Origin of the sequence: Streptomyces sp. BBFR51 (assembly GCF_044591655.1) — a bacterium.
Classification (GTDB): Bacteria; Actinomycetota; Actinomycetes; order Streptomycetales; family Streptomycetaceae; genus Streptomyces.
In genome coordinates this window covers 2,689,691-2,709,585 of sequence record NZ_CP172448.1, presented here as the reverse complement: position 1 = coordinate 2,709,585, position 19,895 = coordinate 2,689,691, and the positions used below count along the sequence as shown (strand labels likewise).

General features: G+C 71.2%; 19 protein-coding genes and 1 pseudogene. 15 read left to right on the top strand and 5 right to left on the bottom strand.

Annotated features, from left to right (window positions below; genetic code table 11):
- Positions 1 to 14: 14 nt before the first annotated feature.
- Positions 15 to 473, top strand: a complete 459-nt coding sequence (locus tag ACGH7X_RS12410) for an RrF2 family transcriptional regulator (RefSeq protein WP_399884641.1) — start codon at positions 15 to 17, stop codon at positions 471 to 473.
- An 80-nt stretch (positions 474 to 553) separates the two neighbouring features.
- Here the strand turns inward: ACGH7X_RS12410 and ACGH7X_RS12405 are convergent.
- Positions 554 to 1,097: pseudogene (locus tag ACGH7X_RS12405) on the bottom strand (zinc ribbon domain-containing protein).
- A gap of 253 nt (positions 1,098 to 1,350) precedes the next feature.
- On the opposite strand from ACGH7X_RS12405, the gene ACGH7X_RS12400 reads away from it, so the two are divergent.
- Positions 1,351 to 2,319: an arabinan endo-1,5-alpha-L-arabinosidase gene (locus ACGH7X_RS12400; RefSeq protein ID WP_399884639.1), complete on the top strand. Its 969-nt coding sequence runs from the start codon at positions 1,351 to 1,353 to the stop codon at positions 2,317 to 2,319.
- 21 nt (positions 2,320 to 2,340) lie between these two features.
- Here ACGH7X_RS12400 and ACGH7X_RS12395 read toward each other — a convergent pair whose 3' ends face one another.
- From ACGH7X_RS12395 to ACGH7X_RS12380, 4 genes are all read right to left on the bottom strand, one after another.
- On the bottom strand, positions 2,341 to 3,552 hold the full coding sequence (locus ACGH7X_RS12395; RefSeq protein ID WP_399884637.1) for a helix-turn-helix domain-containing protein: 1,212 nt from the start codon (positions 3,550 to 3,552) through the stop codon (positions 2,341 to 2,343).
- Between the two features lie 196 nt (positions 3,553 to 3,748).
- Positions 3,749 to 4,690 carry a hypothetical protein gene (locus ACGH7X_RS12390; protein ID WP_399884635.1) on the bottom strand — a complete coding sequence of 314 codons (942 nt, stop codon included), beginning with the start codon at positions 4,688 to 4,690 and terminating at the stop codon, positions 3,749 to 3,751.
- A gap of 63 nt (positions 4,691 to 4,753) precedes the next feature.
- Complete coding sequence (locus ACGH7X_RS12385; RefSeq protein ID WP_399884633.1) at positions 4,754 to 6,367, bottom strand: DUF6801 domain-containing protein; 1,614 nt, start codon at positions 6,365 to 6,367, stop codon at positions 4,754 to 4,756.
- 93 nt (positions 6,368 to 6,460) lie between these two features.
- The gene (locus tag ACGH7X_RS12380; RefSeq protein WP_399884631.1) at positions 6,461 to 7,093 is read right to left on the bottom strand and encodes a hypothetical protein; all 633 of its coding nucleotides are present in this window, start codon (positions 7,091 to 7,093) and stop codon (positions 6,461 to 6,463) included.
- A gap of 460 nt (positions 7,094 to 7,553) precedes the next feature.
- Between ACGH7X_RS12380 and ACGH7X_RS12375 the strand changes: the two genes are divergently transcribed.
- The 13 genes from ACGH7X_RS12375 to ACGH7X_RS12315 all read left to right on the top strand — a co-directional run bounded on the left by ACGH7X_RS12375 (position 7,554) and on the right by ACGH7X_RS12315 (position 19,855).
- The gene (locus tag ACGH7X_RS12375; protein WP_399884629.1) at positions 7,554 to 8,564 is read left to right on the top strand and encodes an ABC transporter ATP-binding protein; all 1,011 of its coding nucleotides are present in this window, start codon (positions 7,554 to 7,556) and stop codon (positions 8,562 to 8,564) included.
- A complete protein-coding gene (locus tag ACGH7X_RS12370; protein ID WP_399884627.1) occupies positions 8,561 to 9,325 on the top strand; it encodes an MlaE family ABC transporter permease in 765 nt (254 codons plus the stop codon). Before ACGH7X_RS12375 ends, ACGH7X_RS12370 begins: the two co-directional genes overlap by 4 nt.
- A 6-nt stretch (positions 9,326 to 9,331) precedes the next feature.
- Positions 9,332 to 10,138, top strand: a complete 807-nt coding sequence (locus tag ACGH7X_RS12365) for an MlaE family ABC transporter permease (protein ID WP_399884625.1) — start codon at positions 9,332 to 9,334, stop codon at positions 10,136 to 10,138.
- 1 nt (position 10,139) lies between these two features.
- Positions 10,140 to 11,423, top strand: a complete 1,284-nt coding sequence (locus ACGH7X_RS12360; protein WP_399884622.1) for an MCE family protein — start codon at positions 10,140 to 10,142, stop codon at positions 11,421 to 11,423.
- Entirely contained in the window at positions 11,420 to 12,484 is a 1,065-nt protein-coding gene (locus ACGH7X_RS12355) for an MCE family protein (protein WP_399884620.1), read from the top strand. Before ACGH7X_RS12360 ends, ACGH7X_RS12355 begins: the two co-directional genes overlap by 4 nt.
- Entirely contained in the window at positions 12,481 to 13,533 is a 1,053-nt protein-coding gene (locus tag ACGH7X_RS12350) for an MCE family protein (protein WP_399884618.1), read from the top strand. Before ACGH7X_RS12355 ends, ACGH7X_RS12350 begins: the two co-directional genes overlap by 4 nt.
- On the top strand, positions 13,533 to 14,555 hold the full coding sequence (locus ACGH7X_RS12345; protein ID WP_399884616.1) for an MCE family protein: 1,023 nt from the start codon (positions 13,533 to 13,535) through the stop codon (positions 14,553 to 14,555). Before ACGH7X_RS12350 ends, ACGH7X_RS12345 begins: the two co-directional genes overlap by 1 nt.
- Positions 14,552 to 15,763: an MCE family protein gene (locus ACGH7X_RS12340; RefSeq protein WP_399884614.1), complete on the top strand. Its 1,212-nt coding sequence runs from the start codon at positions 14,552 to 14,554 to the stop codon at positions 15,761 to 15,763. The genes ACGH7X_RS12345 and ACGH7X_RS12340 overlap by 4 nt, the downstream gene beginning before the upstream one ends.
- The gene (locus ACGH7X_RS12335) at positions 15,760 to 17,034 is read left to right on the top strand and encodes an MCE family protein (RefSeq protein ID WP_399884612.1); all 1,275 of its coding nucleotides are present in this window, start codon (positions 15,760 to 15,762) and stop codon (positions 17,032 to 17,034) included. The genes ACGH7X_RS12340 and ACGH7X_RS12335 overlap by 4 nt, the downstream gene beginning before the upstream one ends.
- A complete protein-coding gene (locus ACGH7X_RS12330) occupies positions 17,031 to 17,546 on the top strand; it encodes a hypothetical protein (protein WP_399884610.1) in 516 nt (171 codons plus the stop codon). Before ACGH7X_RS12335 ends, ACGH7X_RS12330 begins: the two co-directional genes overlap by 4 nt.
- A gap of 173 nt (positions 17,547 to 17,719) precedes the next feature.
- On the top strand, positions 17,720 to 18,415 hold the full coding sequence (locus ACGH7X_RS12325; RefSeq protein ID WP_399896970.1) for a hypothetical protein: 696 nt from the start codon (positions 17,720 to 17,722) through the stop codon (positions 18,413 to 18,415).
- A 26-nt stretch (positions 18,416 to 18,441) separates the two neighbouring features.
- The gene (locus ACGH7X_RS12320; protein ID WP_399884608.1) at positions 18,442 to 18,990 is read left to right on the top strand and encodes a nuclear transport factor 2 family protein; all 549 of its coding nucleotides are present in this window, start codon (positions 18,442 to 18,444) and stop codon (positions 18,988 to 18,990) included.
- Between the two features lie 49 nt (positions 18,991 to 19,039).
- Positions 19,040 to 19,855 (top strand): hypothetical protein, encoded by an 816-nt coding sequence (locus tag ACGH7X_RS12315; protein ID WP_399884606.1) that lies wholly within the window; start codon positions 19,040 to 19,042, stop codon positions 19,853 to 19,855.
- The last annotated feature ends 40 nt before the right edge of the window (positions 19,856 to 19,895 follow it).

Genomic DNA, 19,895 nt, shown 5'->3' with positions numbered 1-19,895 from the left:
GCACAATGGTCGGTATGAGGATCTCGGCGCGTGCGGACTACGCGGTACGGGCGGTACTGGAACTGGCCGTCCGGCAGGGCGACTGCCCGGTCAAGGCCGAGGACGTGGCCGCGGCGCAGGACATTCCGCACAAGTTTCTGGAGGGGATCCTGGGCGACCTGAGGCGCGGCGGTGTCGTCGAGAGCCGGCGCGGCGGGGGCGGCGGGTACCGGCTGGCGCGCGCGTCGTCGGACATCACGGTGGCGGACGTGATCCGGGCGGTGGACGGCCCGATCGTCTCGGTGCGCGGGGAGCGGCCGACGGGGCTGGTGTACACGGGCACGGCGGGGCCCCTGCTGCCGCTGTGGGTGGCGCTGCGCGCCAATGTGCGCAGGATCCTGGAGGGCGTGACGATCGCGGACCTCGCGGCGGACACGCTGCCCGGCCCGGTGCGGGAGCTGGCGGCGGAACCGGCCGCCTGGGAGAACCCGTAGACCCGCAGGCGCCGCGCCCACGGGGTGGGAACCGGCCGGTTCGAATCCTCCCCTCCCTGGAGGGGGAGGGGATTCCTGGCTCAGGCTGCCCTCTGGAGCGGCGCTCCAGGAGGTCTTCGGCCTTCGGCGCCAGCCGGGTTGAGACCAGCCCGGAGGAGCATGACGCGTGCGGAGTTCTTGTCCCTGGGGGATGCGGTTCCGCAGGCGGTGCAGGTGTGGGTGCGTTCACCCAGCGGCAGGGCGTGCTTGGCTCTCGCTTCGCACCGCGCGCAGTCCGTCGTGGTGTACGCGGGGTGGACCGGGCGGATGTCCCGGGTAGACGCGTACCGAGGACGGCTCGGCCGGCAACTCCCGCGACCACACCACCGACACGGTGATCCCGCCCGCCAGACGCAGCCGCCCGTCGTTCAGCCGGAACCCCCGTCGGGTGTGGTTCAGCGTCGCCAGCGCCTCGCGCCTGGTCTTCCACGTCGGCATCCCGGCCCGGCGCGCTACGGGCAGACGTTCAGCGATGTCCTGGTGCGCCTTGGCGCGGGAGCGGCCGAAGCCGCGGATGATCTGCTGCTGGGGAACGCAGGAGCCCTCCCGCAGCCACGGCGTACGGGCGCGGGCCCCGGTCAGCATCCCGATCCCGTAACCACCATCCCGACCGGCGACACTGCTTACACACGTTCGCACCACCTCTGCGGCAGCGGCAGCAAGACGGGCGCTCCGTGCCCGGGACCGGACGTCCGCGACGCTCCGCGTGTTTTCCGGACGTTGAACACCGTCGCCGCCGGGGGCATTGACGCGCAAGCGCATCGATTCTAGGTTCCGTCACTGCAGCACGTCCGGAACCACGACCGCTGTTCGAAATACTGAACGGGCAGGAGCCCCCATGCGTCGCAGACGAACCGCACTCCTCGCTCTCCCCACCGCCGCCCTGCTCGCCCTCGTCCCGACCACGGCGTCGGCGTACCCCAACCCGGGCCGGGTCACCGGCTCCGTCGTCACCCACGACCCGACGATGATCCGCACCTCGTCCGGGCAGTACCAGCTCTACGCCACGGGCGGCGGCATCAGCAGCAAGACGTCCTCGGACCGCACCGCCTTCTCCGCCGGCGCGGACGCCTTCGGCTCCCGGCCCGGCTGGTGGTCCCGGTACTCCTCCGTCCCGGAGGCCTGGGCGCCGGACATCTCCTACCACGGCGGCAAGTACCTGATGTACTACTCCGTCTCGTCGTTCGGCTCCAACACCTCCGCCATCGGGCTGGCGGGCTCCACCACCGCAGCGCCGGGCAGCTGGAGCGACTACGGCATCGTCTACACGTCGGGTTCCGCGAGCGACTACAACGCCATCGACCCGAACCTCTTCGTCGACGACGACGGCAAGTGGTGGCTGGCCTTCGGCAGTTGGTGGACCGGCATCAAAATGATCCGGATCGACCCGGCCACCGGCAAGCAGCTCGCCTCCGACACCGCCCGCCGCTCCCTCGCCTCCCGCCCGACCGGGACCAAGGCCGTCGAGGCCCCGTACGTCGTCAAGCGGAACGGGTACTACTACCTCTTCGCGTCGTACGACACCTGCTGCGCCGGCACCAGCTCCACCTACAAGGTCAAGGTCGGCCGGGCGACGAGTGTCACCGGGCCCTACCGCGACAGGAACGGCGTCTCGATGACGAACAACGGCGGCACGCCGGTCCTCGAGTCGCACGGCGGCGTCATCGGCCCCGGCGGACAGTCGATCATGAACGACGTCGACGGCGACCTGATCGTCTACCACTACTACGACGGCAACGACAACGGCACGCCCAAGCTCGGCATCAACCTCCTTGACTGGAGCAGCGGCTGGCCCGTCGCGTACTGACCCGCGCGCCGGCCGCGAGGATCACTCCGTGCCGTCGTGGCCGCGCAGATGGAGCGAGCGGAGGGCCACCTCGAGGGCGAAGCGGTGGTCGGGGTCGGCGAGGCGGTCGCCCAGGTAGGCGTCCAGCGTCCGCAGGCGGTAGCGGACGGTCTGGGCGTGCACGCCCAGCATCTCGCCGACCTGCTCCGCGGGCGCCCGGGTGGAGACGTGGACCCGGAGGGTCTCGACGAGCCGGTCGCGCCGCCGGGCGGGCAGCTCGTCGAGCGGGGCCAGTTCACGCGCCGCGACCCGGTCGACGAGGGCGGAGTCGGACAGCAGCCACAGGGTCGTCAGGTGATCCTCGCAGCGGATCAGCGGAGCGTCGGGTATGACGTCGTCGTGGGCGAGCTGGAGCACACGGCGGGCCCAGCGGACGGAGTCGGCGGCCTGCGCGACCGGCACGGTCAGGCCCACCGCGGCGCGGGTGCCCGCGAGGGCCGTACGGAGCATGGCGAGGCGGGCGGGAGTGAGGTCCCCGGGGACGAGCAGGTGCGGCTGCGGTATGTCCAGGTCGGCGAGGACGTCCCGGTCGAGTCCCGCCTGGAGGTGCTCGGGCGCCGGAGACTGCAGGGCGACGAGGAAGCAGGATGGGGGCAGTTCCCAGGCGGCGGCCTTGCACAGTTCGGAGACGGTCGTCCGGGGCAGCGGCGAGGCGGTCAGGAGGAAGTGCAGTAATTGTCTTCGTAACGCGGACTCCTCGGAGGCCGCCCGCTCCCGTACCTCGGCGTACCCCTCGCGGGTGATCGACTCCAGCTCCTCGACATAGGCGAAGAGGGCGTCGGCGAAGGCGAGGACGAGGGCGGGGGAGAGGCTGTACTGCCGGCCCAGTGTCTTGGCCCGGCGCAGTGCGATGCGGGCGCCGAGCCGGTAGGCCCCCTGGAGGACCTCCAGGTCACGACCCTCGTAGGCCTCCACCCGGCCGAACCTGCGCAGCAGTTCGTCCCGCAGCTCCGAGCTGCTGCCGGGGTCGGCCACCCGGTCCACGAAGGCGGTCAGTGCCTGCTCCACACCCTGGCGTATCGCGTCCCCGTCCGGGCCGTTGAGCAGCCTGCCGTACACCGGATAGCTGCGGGTGACCTCGGTTCGTATCTCGTTCAGCAGACCGGGGAGCAGCGGGCGCATGAAGGCCGCGAACTTCTTGGGGAGAGGATCGAGCGGTTCACCGAGCACCGACGGACGCGCGATTGAGGGCATGAGTGTTCCCTTGGTCTGCGACATGTCCGGTGGGTGGCCGGCCGGGCCCCGCCGCCTCGTCGGGCGGGGCCCGGACCGGTCCACTGGGTGTTCACCGGCTTGGCAAGCCGACGGTAAATCAACTCTGTTGTGTTGTACATCGCTTGGGGAGGAATCTGGGGAGGAATCGTGCCCCGGTTGTGCGTGCGCTTGACGGTTACTTCACGGCGGAGTGCCAGTTCTCCGCCAGGACCTTGCCGGCGTCGGGGACGACGGTGCCGGGCGCGTTGAGACCGGTGAGGTGGGTCTGCGTGTCGTCGAGGGTCACGCTGTTGTTCCCGGAGGCGGAGGGCAGCCCGGTCTTCGCGTTGACCGCCGCGTTGATCAGACCGACGTTCAGGCCGCAGCCGGTGGCGCCGGGCACCGCGAAGGTGCTGTCGTTCTGGGTGGCGCCGGTGAGGTTGATCCGGCTCATCTCGCCGGCCGCGTCCGCGGTGCCGTCGCCCTGGAAGAAGGTCATCCCGAACTCCGGGTAGGTGCGGTTCTCCGGGCGCAGCACGATCGGGGCGGCGGCCGTGCCGATGTAGCAGTTGTCGCCGAGGAGCGGGTTCTCCAGATGGATGCGGACCGGCAGGGCGACGATCGGCATGTCCGTGAGGACCCCCGCGGTCTGGTCGAAGGCGTAGGGCGCGCCGGCGGACTCCATGGTCGCGGTGATCTTGTTGAGGCTGGAGTTCTCCAGCGACTCGCAGATGCCCGTGATCACGAATATGTCGCTCGGACACATCAGGCCGAGCAGTCCGCCGGGCACGGAGGCGGGCTCGGCGACCAGCGCGCCGGACGCCGGGGCGACCACGCTGCTGGTGCCGTCCGCGTTCTGGACGACGCCCATCTGGAGGTTGGTCCTGCCCGTGACCACGGTGGTGTCGCCCAGCTTGATGGAACCGCTGGCCGAGGTGGACACCACGCACTGCGGGGTCTTGTCGAAACCGTCGGCGGCCAGCATCGCCGGGGCGTCCACGGGGCAGCGGGTGAAGGGGGCCCACTCGCCGTTCAGCGCGGGGTCGGCGGCGGTCGCCGTGCCCAGCGAGGCGAAGGCGCCGAGCGCGGTCAGCGCGGAGACGGTGGCGAGGCGGGTGCGGGCGGAGATCGGGGGCATGGTGGTGGCCTTCCGTGGACGTTTCGGGAATGGGGGTGGGGGTGGCTGTTCGGCGCTCGGCGTTCAGCGTTCGGCGACCGGGATCTGGTAGGGCTGGAGATCCTTGGTGCACTCGCCCCTGGTGTTCGGGGTCTCGTACACGGGGTTGGCGATCGAGCACGTCTGGCCCTGGACCTGCTTGATGAGGTTGCCGGGACCGGAGACGGAGGCGGTGAGCAGACGGTCGAGGTCCTCGCCGTCGGTGCCGCAGCCGGTGAAGGCCGGGATGCTCGTCTCGCCGGACAGCACACCGCCGGTGAGAAGCAGGTAACCGGTGGCGTCCTGGCCGAGGATCTGCTCGCCCCGTCCGTACAGCACCAGGTGGTCACCGGGGAAGTTCGCGGGATCCGGGTCGACGGAGGTGAGGGACTTCTCGGTCCGGCACGCGGAACCGACGTCCAGGGGAGTCCCGTTGACCTCCAGGGCGGTCACGTGCAGGACCAACGGGGCCCGGACGTAGGTGTCCGTGGTGGTCAGGAAGTCGGAGAGGCGCATCTTCATGCGCGAGTCGATTCTCATCGGGCCCGTCTGCTCCAGCACCATGGTGGCCTTCACCGGGGCGAAGTCGAAGGACAGGAAGGTGCTCTGGAACGGCGGTGTCTCCTTGCGCTCCTGGTAGTGGAAGTTGGCATACGACACCGTGTCGAAGATGAGCCATTCCGGGTCCGGGGGGCCCATCACGGGTATCCCCTGTTCGATCAGCACGCAGGACGGCGGCAGGTATGCGGCGCCCTTCATCTTCTTCACGTTGGCGTAGCCGGTGACGTAGGCGCTGAGCGACACGTCCGTGGGCGGGTGCTGTTCGTCGTAGCGGCACGGCGGTACGTCGCGGTCCGCGGCGGCGCCGGGCAGGTTCTCCGTCACTTTCGGCGACCGCTCGGACTGCCGCTCCCGCTGCTGGTCCCCCCGTCCGTCCCCCTGCCCGTCCTCCGGCACCCCGGAGGGATCGGCCGACCCGGACGAGGAGGGCGAACCGCTCGGTCCCGAGCCGCCCGTGCCGACCGGTACGGTGGCCAGCAGCCCCTGGTCCGGCGCGTCCTCGGCCAGGGTGCAGTCGACGGTCAGCGAACCGGCGCCGGTGGTGTCCGGGTCGGTGGCGGCCGGGTCCGCCGCGCCGAGCGCCAGGTCGATCGCGAGGCCGCCCGCGGAGAACGTCAGGTCGCCGTCGCTCCGGCCGGCCACCGAGGGAACGTCGCCCGTCGACACCAGCGTCAGCGGCCCCGACTCCGGCACCGCGACGGGCTCGGCGCTCCCTCGCCAGGTCGCCTTGGCCGTGGCCGCGTTCTGGGCGACGCCGACGGCGAGCCTCGTGGCCGCCCGTACCTCGGTCGCGTCGCGCGCCGTGAGGTCCGCGACGGCCTCCGCCGGGAGTGCCACGGTCGTGGTGACGCCTGAGGGCGTGAACGCCTCGCCCACCTCGGCCCGTTCCGGGAACTCCGCCGAGATCCGCACCGTCGCGGGCAGTTGCCCCGAGGGGAGGGTGCAGACGTAGGGGAGTTCGGCCTCGACCTCCTGGGTGCCCGAGGCCGAGGCGCTCGTCGTCGGGATCAGGGCGGCGAGCACGACGAACGCGGCGATCGACGTGGTCCGGGCACGGACCCGGAGCGGCCGCGAGAGGGCGGTGTGTTGGGCTTTCATGCGACTCCGCTCGGACGTGGCGTGGGTGCGCGGCGCAGAGCCCGCGAACGCCCGGCCGGGGTGCCGGCCGGGCGGACGTGCGCGGGTCGCGGCCTACGGGTTGGAGCCGACGATGGTCGGGATGGTGCTGGTGCCCGCCACCTTGACGGCGTAGTTGCCCTTGAAGGTGGGCCGGGTGCTCTCCGTGACGATGGCACCGCAGTTGACCGGGTTGCTGACCGCCAGTTCACCGGCGACGCTGTTGACCGCCAGGATGCCCGTGGAGTTGGTGTAGGTGGCCGAGGCCTGGCCCGTCACCGTGAAGCTGCAGGCGCCGGCGGTCACGTTGGCCGTGACGCTGCCGACGTAGCCCGTGGTGACGCCCGTGGCGGCGTCGTAGTCCTCCGCGACGACGTCCCAGGGGACGACCGACGTGGTGTTGACGTTGCCCAGGACGCTGGTGCACGGCGAGGCGGACGTACCGAAGTTCATGGCGTCGATGTCGGCGACGTCCCCCGGGTTGCCGGTGGTGCTCGCCATCGTCCCGGCCGCGTCCGAGACCGTACAGGTCATGGGGATGGTGGCGGTCAGCACGATGTTGCCGACGTTCGTCGCGTCGAACGCGGCCGGCGACGGGCTGACGGTCCACACCGTGGAGGGCGCCGCCGACGCGGTGCCGACGGTGAGGCCCAGCGCGGCCGCGGCCGCACACGCCATGACGGCTGTCCTTCTCGTGTTCTTCTTCATGACTCGGGACTCTCCTAGGGGTTGACGGGGAGGAGAGCCGTGACGTTACTCGCGGGAAACATAGCCGAACAATGCGGCAGCCCATGATTCTTTGAAAAGTGGAACAAGCTGTTTCCGGCGTGAGTGATTCGCGGTTCGTTTTTGTGCCTTGCCTGACAGGTTCCGGATGGCTGAAGTCGGCATCCCGGAAAACTCCGATTCCGGTGTTGCCCGCCGAGGTTACTCGGCCGTAACGTGCCGGTGTGGTGCTCGGTTGCAGGTCGGTGGCCCCCGCCGGGCGGGCTGGACCCCGACCCCGCCCTGTCTCCCCGGAGACAAGTGCGGGGCCGGCGGGTTGTCTGCGCGGTGACAAGTTCGGGAGGGGGCCGGAGATCCGGCGTCGCACCCGTTGTCAGTGCGCTCCGTGCCGACTTAACGTGCGCCCGCAGCGCGTATCCGATTGACGTCCGCTGGAGGTGATATGGGAATCGAAGTAGTGGTCGAGGGTCTGACCAAGTCCTTCGGTAAGCAGAGCATCTGGCGGGACGTGTCACTCACTCTTCCGGCCGGAGAGGTCAGCGTGATGCTGGGCCCGTCCGGTACTGGTAAGACGGTTTTCCTGAAGTCGCTCATAGGGTTGCTCAAACCCGAGAAGGGCCGTGTCCTCATCAATGGAGTGGACATGGTGAACAGTCCGGAAAGAGACATCTACGAGACCCGTAAATTGTTCGGTCTCATGTTCCAGGACGGCGCCCTCTTCGGGTCCATGTCCCTTTTCGACAACATCGCCTTCCCACTGCGTGAGCACACCCGCAAGAAGGAGTCCGAGATCCGCCGCATCGTCATGGAGCGCATCGACGTCGTCGGGCTGCTGGGTGCGGAGGGAAAGCTTCCGGGAGAGATTAGCGGAGGCATGCGCAAACGGGCGGGACTGGCCCGCGCGCTCGTCCTCGACCCGCAGATCATCCTGTGCGACGAACCGGACTCCGGGCTCGATCCCGTTCGCACCGCCTTCATCTCCCAGCTGCTGATCGACCTGAACGCGCAGCTCGACGCGACGATGCTGATCGTCACCCACAACCTCGACATCGCCGCCACCGTGCCCGACAACATGGGGATGCTCTTCCTGCGCCAACTCGTCACCTTCGGGCCGCGCGAGGTGCTGCTCACCAGCGACGAGCCGGTCGTCTCCCAGTTCCTCGGCGGCCGGCGCGAGGGCCCCATCGGGATGTCCGAGGAGAAGGACGCGGCCACGCTCGCCGCCGAGGCCGACGCAGCCCCCGCCGTGCCCGACGGGCCCCGGGAGATCGTCCCGCAGCTGGAGCCCTCGCCGGGTCTGCCGCCGCGCCAGGCCGTCGCCCGGCGACGTGAGCGTGTCATGGGCATGATTGACACGCTGCCGCCCGCCGCGCGCACCGCCATCCGGGAGACCTACGCGAAGAACTCCGAGGCGGCCACCGTGGCGATGCCCGCCGCCGGGAGCGGCGCGTGATCACCGGCGCGCTGCGGCAGACCGGCCGGCTCTTCGCACTCGCCGCCGAAGTCACCCGCGCCGTCTTCCGAAGACCCTTCCAGTTCCGCGAGTTCGTCGAGCAGTTCTGGTTCGTGGCGAGCGTCACCATCCTGCCCGCCGCCCTCGTCTCGATTCCCTTCGGCGCCGTCATCGCCCTCCAGGTCGGCTCCCTGACCGAGCAGTTGGGCGCCCAGTCGTTCACCGGAGGCGCCAGCGTCCTCGCCGTCGTCCAGCAGGCGAGCCCGCTCATCGTCGCCCTGCTGATCGCCGGCGCCGGCGGCTCGGCCATCTGCGCCGACCTCGGCTCGCGCAAGATCCGCGAGGAACTCGACGCGATGGAGGTCATGGGCGTCTCGCCGGTGCAGCGACTGGTCGTGCCCAGGGTCCTGGCCGCCATGGCCGTGGCGGTCCTGCTCAACGGCCTGGTCTCCGTCGTCGGCATCCTCGGCGGCTACTTCTTCAACGTCATCATGCAGGGCGGCACCCCCGGCGCCTACCTCTCCAGCTTCTCCGCCCTCGCCCAGCTGCCCGACCTGTACGTCAGCGAACTCAAGGCGCTGGTCTTCGGGTTCATCGCGGGCATCGTCGCCGCCTACCGGGGCCTCAACCCGCGCGGCGGCCCCAAGGGCGTCGGCGACGCCGTCAACCAGTCCGTCGTCATCACGTTCCTGCTGCTCTTCTTCGTGAACATGGTGATGACGGCCATCTACCTCCAGATCGTCCCGCCGAAGGGAGGCTGAGGTCCGATGGCCTCCCCGCTCGTCTGGCTCGACCGCTCCGGCGACCAACTGCTCTTCTACGTCCGGGCCCTGCTGTGGATCCCGCGGACCCTGCGCCGCTACCTCAAGGAGGTGCAGCGCCTCCTCGCCGAGGTGGCCTTCGGCTCCGGCGGCCTCGGCGTCATCGGCGGCACCATCGGCGTGATGATCGCGATGACGCTCTTCACCGGAACCGTCGTCGGAATCCAGGGCTACGCGGCCCTCGACCAGATCGGCACGGCCGCGTTCACCGGATTCGTCTCCGCCTACTTCAACACCCGCGAGATCGCCCCGCTCGTCGCGGGACTCGCCCTCTCCGCGACCGTCGGGGCCGGCTTCACCGCCCAGCTCGGCGCCATGCGCATCAACGAGGAGGTCGACGCCCTGGAGGGCATGGGCATCCGCTCCATGCCCTACCTGGTCACCACCCGCATCATCGCCGGCGTCGTCGCCATCGTCCCGCTCTACGCCATCGGGCTGCTCTCCTCCTTCCTCGCCTCTCGCTACGTGACCGTCCTGTTCAACGGGCAGTCCCGGGGGACCTACGACCACTACTTCAACCTCTTCCTGTCCCCGACGGACGTGCTGCTCTCCGTACTGAAGGTGCTGATCTTCAGCGTGATGGTGATCGTCGCCCACTGCTACTACGGCTACCGCGCCTCGGGCGGCCCCGCCGGCGTCGGTGTCGCCGTCGGCCGGTCGGTGCGCAACGCCATCGTGCTGATCAGCGTCACCGACTTCTTCCTGTCGCTGGCCCTGTGGGGCGCGACCACGACCGTGAAGGTGGCGGGGTGAGATGAGCGGACCCCGAGGAACCGGCGGCCCCCGAGGCCTCCGCGGACAGAAGCTGCGCCACCGGCTGGCCGGAGTGGTGTTCGTGCTGGTGCCCGCCCTGCTGATCTGGCTGGCCGTCGCCGTCTACGACAAGGAGTTCACCGACTCCGACCCGGTGGTCGTCGAGACCGGCAGCGCCGGCAACCAGATGCACCCCGGCGCCGAGGTGAAACTGCGCGGCGTCGTCGTCGGCGAGGTCCGCGCCATCGACGCCACCGGCGAGGGGGCCCGGCTCACCCTCGCCATGAAGCCCGGCACGCTGGACGACGTACCGTCCGACGTACGCGCCCAGATGCTGCCGACCACCCTGTTCGGCGAGCGGTTCGTGGCCCTCGTACCGCCTCGGAACGCCTCGGCCGAGCCCCTGGCCGCCGGCGCCGTCGTCCCCCAGGACCGCTCCGCCAACGCCATCGAACTCCAGCAGGTGCTCGACAACGTCCTGCCGATGCTCACCGCCGTCCAGCCGCAGAAGCTGTCCTCGACCCTCTCGGCCGTCTCGCAGGCCCTGGAAGGGCGCGGAGAGCGGCTCGGCGACACGCTCACCCTGCTGGACGCGCACCTGAAGGACTTCAACCCCAACCTGCCCGCCCTCAACCGTGACCTCAAGGAACTCGTGAAGGTCAGCCATGTCTACGCGGACGCCGCGCCCGACATCATCACGGCGCTCACCGACTTCACCACCACCAGCGGCACCCTCGCCGAGCAGGAGGCCCAACTCGCCTCCACCCTCGGCGCCACGACCCGCACGGCCGAGGACGTGACGGCCTTCCTGCGCAAGAACGAGGACAACATCATCCGGCTCGGCGCCACGAGCCGGCCCACCCTTGAACTGCTCGCCGAGTACTCCTCCGCCTTCCCCTGCACCCTGCGCACCCTCGCCGAGTTCGTACCGGCCATGGACAAGGCGCTCGGCAAGGGCACCGACCGGCCCGGCGTCCACGTCGACGTCACCACCGTCGCCTCGCGCGGCGCCTACCGCCCCGGCCGCGACACCCCGGTGTACGACGCAGGCGGCGGGCCCCGCTGCCCCTCCGTGCCCTACGTCGGCACGCTGCCGAGGCCCACCGTGCGGGCCGCCTCCGCCGCGGCCGACCAGGACCTCGGGCCCGCCAACTCCCCGCAGGAGAACGACCTCGTCAACGAACTCCTCGCCCCCGCCGCCGGGAAGAGCCCCGGTGACCTGCCCGACTGGAGCAGCCTGCTCGTCGGCCCCGTCTACCGCGGTACGGAGGTGACGCTTCGATGACCAGGTCCGACAACGCGCACACCCGGCGCCGCCCGCTGACCGGACCGCTGCTCAAGTCCCTCGTCTTCGTGGTGGTCACCGCCCTCGCCACCACCGTGCTCGGCCTCAGCGTCGCCGGCACCGGTGTCGACTCCGGGACCGGCACCACCACCTACAAGGCCCTGTTCACCGACGTCACCGGACTCGTCGACGGAGACAGCGTGCGCATCTCCGGGGTGGAGGTCGGCGAGGTGACCGACGTGCGTGTCGTCGGGCGGCGCACCGCGCAGGTCACCTTCACCGTCCGCGAGGACCGCAGGCTGCCCCGGTCGACCACCGCCGCCGTGAAGTACCTCAACATGGTCGGCCAGCGCTACGTCTCCCTCGACCGCGGCAGCGGCGACCTCACCGGCACCCTCGAGGAGGGCGGCACCGTTCCGCTGGACCGCACCACGCCCGCGCTCGACCTGACCCTGCTCTTCAACGGCTTCAAGCCGCTGTTCGAAGGGCTCTCCCCGAAGGACGTCAACGAACTCGCCGGATCGATCGTGCAGGTGCTCCAGGGCGAGGGCGCCACCGTCGACAGCCTGATCCGCCACATCGGCTCGCTCGGTACGACCGTCGCCGCCAAGGACAAGGTGATCGGCCAGGTCGTCGAGAACCTCACCACCGTCCTGGACACCCTCAACGACCGGGAGGACAGCTTCGACGACCTCGTCGTCACCCTCCAGGAACTCGTCACCGGCTTCAACGAGGACCGCAAACCCCTCGGCAAGGCCGTCGCGGCCATGGGCGACCTGACCACCGTCACCGCCGACCTCTTCAAGGACGGGCGGGAGCCCCTCAAGAAGGACATCCGCGAACTGGGCCGGCTCTCGACGAACCTCGGTGAACACACCCCGCAGATCGAGGACTTCCTCGAGAAGACCCCCGCCAAGATGACCGCCCTGGCCCGCCTGTCCTCCTACGGATCGTGGTTCAACCTCTACCTCTGCGAGGCGCGCGTGAGCGGAGTGACCACCTCCGACGGCTCGAAGCCGCCGACCGGCATCGCGATCACCGAATCGAGGTGCCGGGGATGAGGCGCCCGCGCGGAAGGCCGCGTTTCAAGCCGGTCAAGGAACGCAACCCCGTCGCCGTCGGCGTCGTCGGGCTGCTCGTCCTCGCCGTGCTCGCCCTCCTCGTCTACAACGTCGACCGGCTGCCGTTCGGCGGCGGCACCTCCTACAGCGCCGACTTCTCCGAGGCCGCGGGCCTGGACGAGGGCGACGAGGTGCGCATCGCGGGCGTCAAGGTCGGCAAGGTCACCGGCGTCGCCCTCGACGGTGCCAAGGTCAAGGTCACCTTCGAGGTCGAGGACGCCTGGCTCGGCGACCGCACCACCGCCGCCATCGCGATCAAGACGGTCCTCGGCGACAAGTACCTGGCACTCGACCCGCTCGGCTCCGGCCGGCAGGACCCCGGCAGCCGCATCCCGCTGGCCCGCACCACCTCCCCCTACGACGTGACGCAGGCCTTCCAGGACCTCAGCGGCACCGTCGACGACATCGACACCCGGCGGCTCGCGGAGAGCTTCGAGACCATCTCCGAGACCTTCAAGGACTCCCCGCCCCACGTACGCAAGGCCGCCACCGGCCTGTCCGACCTCTCCCGGTCCGTCTCCAAGCGCGACTCGGAACTCTCCGAACTCCTCAAGGGCAGCGCCCGGTTCACCAAGACCCTGGCGAACAAGAAGTCCAGCTTCGAGACCCTCATCGAGGACGGCGGCTCCCTGCTCGGCGAACTGCGGGACCGCCGCGCCGCCATCAGCGCCCTGCTCAAGGGCAGCCAGGACCTCGGCACCGAACTCGGCGGCCTCGTCAAGGACAACGAGAAGCAACTCGGCCCCACCCTCAAGGCCCTCAGCCGCGTCACCGGCGTCCTGGCGAAGAACAACACCCAGCTCGGCAAGACCCTCGCACTGGTCGGCCCGTACTACCGCCTGGTCGGCAACACCCTCGGCAACGGCCGCTGGTTCGACAGCTATCTGTGCGGCGTCGTGCCCCGCGACTACCTGCCCGAGACCTCCCAGCCCGAGACCGGATGCCTGCCGCCGAAACAGCCCGCGGCGGCCCAGGGGAGCGGTGAGTGATGAACCGACGCCGAAAGATCCTCACCGGTGTACTCGCCTTCGTGGTGCTCGCGGCCGGCGGCCTCGTCACCGCCCGGGCCCTCGAAGCCGACGGCACCCGTATCACCGCCTACTTCGACCGCGCCATCGGCGTCTATGCCGGGTCCGACCTGCGCATCCTCGGCGTACGGGTCGGCGAGGTGGAGTCGGTGCGGCCCGAGGGCACCACGGTCCGCGTCGGCCTCCTCCTGGACGAAGGGGTGAAGGTCCCCAAGGGCGCCCGGGCCCTCGTCGTCGCGCCGAGTGTCGTCGCCGACCGCTACGTGCAGCTGACCCCCGCCTACAGCGCGGGCGCCGCCCTCGCCGACGGTGCCGTACTGCCCGCCTCGCGCAACCAGGTCCCCGTGGAGATCGACCAGATCTACGACTCCATCACCGAACTCGGCGAGGCCCTCGGCCCGGACGGCGCCAACTCCGAGGGCGCCCTGTCCGAACTGCTGCGGACCGGCGCCGCCAACCTCGACGGCAACGGCGAGGTCATCGGCGACAGCGTCGAGCAGTTCGGCAAGGCGGCCAAGACCCTCGACGGCAGCAGCGGAGACCTGTTCAAGACGCTCAGCAGCCTCCAGACCTTCACCACCATGCTGAAGAACAAGGACACCGACGTGCGCACCGCGCAGGAGCGCCTGGACGAGGTCGTCAGCTTCTTCGCCGACAACAAGGACGACCTCACCGGCGCGCTCGAGGAACTCGGCACGGCCCTCGGCCAGGTCAAGACCTTCATCGAGGACAACCGGGGCGAGCTGAAGAAGAACGTCGACCGGCTCGTCCCCATCACCCGGACCCTGGTCGAGCAACGCGCCTCGCTGGCCGAGGCGCTGGACGTGGCACCACTGGCCGCGGGCAACGTCGTGAACGCCTACAACCCCGACACCCGCACCCTCGACGGCCGCGCCAACCTCAACGAGATCAGCATCGGCGGCCCGCTGCTGCCGCTGCCCGTGACGGGCGCGGCCGACGAGGAGAAGGGGGACGGCCGATGAAGCGCGGCACGCTCACCGCGGGCCGGGCCGCGGGCCTCACCGCCGGCGGACTGATCGCCGTCGGTCTCGCCTTCGCCCTGACCCTCGGCGGGGTCACCGTCGTGCCGAGCGGCTTCGACGGCATCGAGGACCTGCCGCTGCCCGGCGGCGCCGACCTCGGTGACCACCCCTACACCGTCACCGCGGAACTCCAGGACGTGCTCAGCCTCGTCCCGCACTCCGCGGTGCGGGTCAACGACGTCGCCGTCGGCCGGATCACCGACATCGAACTCGGCAAGGACGACTGGTCGGCCCGCGTCACCATGGAGATCAACGGCGCGGTGCGACTGCCCGCCGACGCCACCGCACGGCTCGAACAGTCCAGCCTGCTCGGCGAGAAGTACATCCAGCTCGTCGCGCCCGCCAAGGAGACCGGAACCGGCCGGCTGACGGACGGGAGCGTCATCCCGCTGGCCCGCACCAGCCGCAACACCGAGGTCGAGGAGGTGTTCGGCGCCCTGTCCCTGCTCCTCAACGGCGGCGGCGTCAACCAGCTCAAGACCATCACCCAGGAGCTCAATTCGGCGCTCGGCGGCCGCGAACCCGAGGTCCGCTCCATGCTGAAGCGGGTCAACACCCTGGTGAGCGACCTCGACGACCACCGGGGAGACATCACCGACGCCCTCGACGCCGTCAACCGGCTCTCCTCCACCCTCGCCACCCGCAAGGACGACGTCGGCACCGTCCTCACCGACCTCTCGCCCGGACTGAAGACGCTGGAGAGGCAGCGCGGCTCCCTGCTGACCATGCTGCGCTCCCTCGACACGCTCTCCGGCGTCGCCGTCACCACCATCAACGCGAGCAAGGACGACATGATCGCCGACCTCAAGGCCCTCGCGCCGACGCTGAAGGCGCTCGCCGACGCGGGTACGGACCTGCCCGACTCGCTCCAGGTGCTGCTGACGTACCCGTTCACCGACGAGGTGCTGCGCGGGGTCAAGGGCGACTACCTCAACACGTACCTGACCATGGTCGCCGTGCCCGGGACCGAGGTGATCCCGCCGCTCGTGTCCGAGGGCACCCCCGCTCCGTCCCCCTCCATGACCCTGGACGCCGGAGCGGGCCCGGCCGCGAAGAAGCGGTCCTCGGGGAAGCGGAGCCCCTCCTCGCCGCTGCCACTGCCCTCGGTGTCCGAAGCCGGGGCCGCGTCCGGGGGTGAACGCGGGTGATCACCCTCGCCGTACGGCTGAAGAACCTCGCCTTCCTCCTCATCGCCGTCCTCGCCCTCTCCTTCCTCGGCATCCGCTACGCCGACCTCGGCCGGTATGTGGGCGTCGCCGACTACTACACCGTCGACGTACGACTCCCGCGCACCGGCGGCCTGTTCACCCACTCCGACGTCACCTACCGGGGCGTCTCGGTGGGCCGCGTCGGCCCCATCGGCCTCACCGCCGAGGGAGTCGTCGCCGAACTGCGCATCAAGAAGTCCGCGCCCCGCATCCCCGCCGACACCAAGGCCGTGGTCGCCGGGCTCTCCGCCGTGGGCGAGCAGTACATCGACCTGCGGCCCGAGAGCGACGGCTCGCCCTACCTCGCCGACGGCACCCGCATCGAACAGGCCGACACCCAGGTGCCGGCACCCGTCACCGACGTCCTCACCAGCGTCGACGACCTCGTGAGCTCGGTCCCGCTGGAGGATCTGCGCACGGTCGTCGACGAGTTCGGCAAGACCTTCGAAGGACACGGCGACGACCTCCAGGTGCTGCTCGACAGCGGCAGCGACTTCGTCGAGGCCGCCGACCGCGCCCTGCCGTCCACCACCCTGCTCATCAACGACGGCGAGACCGTCCTGCGCACCCAGGCCCAGGAGTCGAAGGCCATCCGCGACTTCGCCGTCGGGGCGAAGGACCTGGCGGTCGCCCTCAAGGGCTCCGACGCCGACCTGCGCCGCCTCCTCGCGGTCACCCCCGACGCCGCCACCCAGGTCAGCGGCCTGCTGCGGGACCTCGACCCGAGCCTCGGCGTGGTCCTCGCCAACCTGCTCACCACCTCGGAGGTCGCCGTCACCCGGCAGCGCGGCATGGAGGAACTCCTCGTGAAGTACCCGGCGGCCGTCGCCGCCGGTGCCACCGCCGTCGACGGAGGGAAGCTGAACCTCGGCATGGCCGTCACCTTCTTCACCCCCCTGCCCTGCACCGACGGATACGGCGGCACGCGCTACCGCAACGGTCTCGACCTCGGCACCGCCCCGGCCCTCAACACCGGCGCGTCCTGCACCGCCCCGGCCTCCAGCGGTTCGAACGTGCGCGGTTCGGCGAACGCGCCCGAGGGCGGCGCGGTGCCCGACCCGGCCAAACCCGGCTCCCTGCCCTCGGGCAGCGGCGGGACACCGCGGGCCGGGTCCCCGGCACTCCCCGGCGCCCTCGCCCTGCCCGGGCAGAGCGGCGAGGCACCGGCGGACCTGTCGGGACTCCTCGCCCCGGCCGGGGGCACGCGATGAGGCGGGCCCGCGTCCTCACCGGAGCGGGGCTCGCGCTGGCCCTCGCCCTGTGCGGCACCGGCGCGTGGACGTACGCGCAGGCCCGCACCGACGACTCGCTCGCGTACGGCCGGGAGCGGGACGAGGCGCTCGCCGACGGGCGCGAGGGCATCGCCGTACTCACCACGCTGGACGCCTCCACCCGGCAGCGGGCCGAGCGGAGCATCCGGGACTGGCGGGACGTCTCCACCGGCCCGCTGCGCAAGGAACTCGGCGGCACCGAGGCGAAGACCGGGGCCTCGGCGCGCGCCACGGTCACCGAGGCCGCCGTCACCGCGCTCGACACCCGCTCCGGCACGGCCAAGCTCATCGCCACCGTCCGCGTCGAGGTCACACCCGCCGCGACGAAGAAGCCGTCCACCGACCGCAAGCGCCTGGAGGCGGTCCTGACCCGCACCGGCGAGGGGGAGTGGAAGGTGCGGGCGCTGAGCGCCGTACCGGTCGAGGGGGAGAAGGAGGGCGGGGACCGATGACACCGACGTGGACACTGCGCAAGGGCGCCCCCCCGAAACCCGGCACGGCGGCGGACCCGGCCCCGGAATCGGACGCCGAGACCGCGCCCGCCGGGACCGCGGACTCCGGGACCGCGGACTCCGGGACCGCGGGCTCCGGGGCCGCGGCCGCCGGGACTGCGGAGGCCGGGACCGTGGACTCCGGGGCCGCAGGCTCCGGGGCCGCGCCCGCCGGGACCGCAGACTCCGAGACCGCGCCCGCCGAGACCGCGGACTCCGGGGCCGCGGACTCCGGGGCCGCGCCCGCCGGGACCGCGCCCGCCGAGACCGCGGACTCCGAGACCGCGCCCGCCGAGACGGAGGGCCCCGGGGACGCCGGGCGCCGGACGGGCGGGCGGCTGCGGCGGGCCGCGCTGGCCGGGAGCGCGGCGCTCCTCGTCCTCGGCGGCTGCGGCTTCTTCTACGCGGCCCACCAGTTGAGGTCGGCCGCGCCCGCACAGAACCACGCGCTCACCGACACCGAGGCCACCACCCGGGTCGCCGGCGACATCGGCAACGCCCTCGCCCGCGTCTTCTCCTACACACCGGACGGCACCGCGGCCGCCGAGCGCTCCGCGGACACCGTCCTGGACGGCCGCGCCGCCCGCCAGTACGAAACCCTCTTCGCCCGGGTGCGCGACGACCTCACCGACCAGCGCGTCACGCTGAGCACCCGCGCCGTCCGCACCGGAGTGGTCGAACTCGACGGCGACAAGGCCCGCCTGCTGGTCTTCCTCGACCAGACCTCCCGCCGCGGCAAGGACGCGGCCACCACCGTGGCAGCCCAGCTCAGCGTCACCGCACGGTTCGAGGACGACCGGTGGCGGATCGTCGACATCAAGGCCCGCTGAACATGCGCGGCAGACGGGAGTACCCCATGAAACGCGCGGTCCGCGTCCTCACCACGAGCCGTTCCCGGCCGCTGCCCGCCCTGGCCCTCGCCCTCACCCTCGTCGCGGGCGGCTTCGCCGCGTGGGCGGGCCAGGACTGGTACCGGGCGGCCCACGACGAGCAGGCCGCGTACGCGGCGCAGCGGGACAAGGCGCTCTCCGCCGGGGAGCAGGCCGTGCAGAACCTGAACACGCTCGACCACCGCGACCTGAAACAGGACCTCGACCTCTGGGAGTCGTCGACCACCGGCGAACTGCACGAACAACTGACGTCCGGCCGCACCGAGTTCGCCGAGCAGGTGAAGGAGGCGAAGACGGTCAGCACGGCCCGGGTGCTGTCGGGCGCCGTCACCGAACTCGACGACCGGGCCGGCCGCGCCCGGGTGCTGGTCGCCCTGCGCGTCACCGTCAAGGCGGCCGACGGCGCGAAGACCGACAAGGACAGCCGCATGCTCGGCGAACTCACCCGCACCGACGGCCGGTGGAAGCTGAGCGCCCTCGGCCAGGCACCCGTGGGCGGCACATCGGCCGGCTGACCCGGTCCCGTACCGCACAAGCCGGCCGCAGCGAGGAGGACACCGCACCATGTCGACGACCCGACACCACATCAACCGCCAGCGACGCCGTCAGGCCCGTGAGACCCGGCCCGCCGCCTCCGCCGGGAGCCCGCCGGGCACGCCGGCCCGCACCGGTGCGCGCGGCACGGCCGTCCTGCCCCGCTCGGACACCGCCGACGCCCCGCCCACGCCCTCGCCGCGGAGGACCGAACCGGCCACGGCCGGGGAGAAGACGGCACGGGCCCGGACCCGCCGCCCCGTGGGCCTCGTGGTGCTCTGCGCCCTGACGGTGCTCCTCGGCGGCTTCGCGGGCTGGGCGCACTCGGAGGCCGAGGCGCTCAGGACCGAGCCCGCGCGGAGCAACACCGCCCTGACCGACCTCGCCCGCACCAGCGAGATCAAGGGCCAGGCGGCCAAGGCCGTCGACCGGCTCTTCTCCTACGACCACGCCGACCCCGGTGCCCTCGAGAAGGCAGCCAAGGAGCTGCTGACGGGCAAGGCCGTCGGCCAGCATGAGGAGCTGCTCGCCGACGTCCGGAAACGGGCCGACGCACAGAAGGCGGTGATCACCACCACGGTCACCGAGAGCGCGGTCGAACGGATCGACGGCGACCGGGCCCGGGTCCTCGTCTACGCCGACCAGAGCAGCGTCGCCACCAACGGGAGCAAGACCCCGGCCGACAAGGACGACAAGGACGACAAGGACGACAAGGACGGCAAGGCGAGCGAGGGGGACGACGCCGCGAAGGACGAGGGCGTGTACGCCGCGGCCATGGTCGCCGTCGACGTCGTGCGCCGCGACGGACGCTGGCTCGTCTCCGGCATCGACACCTTCGGCCGCTGAGCGCACCAGGCCCCCGCCCCGCCCCGCCCCGCACCTCCGA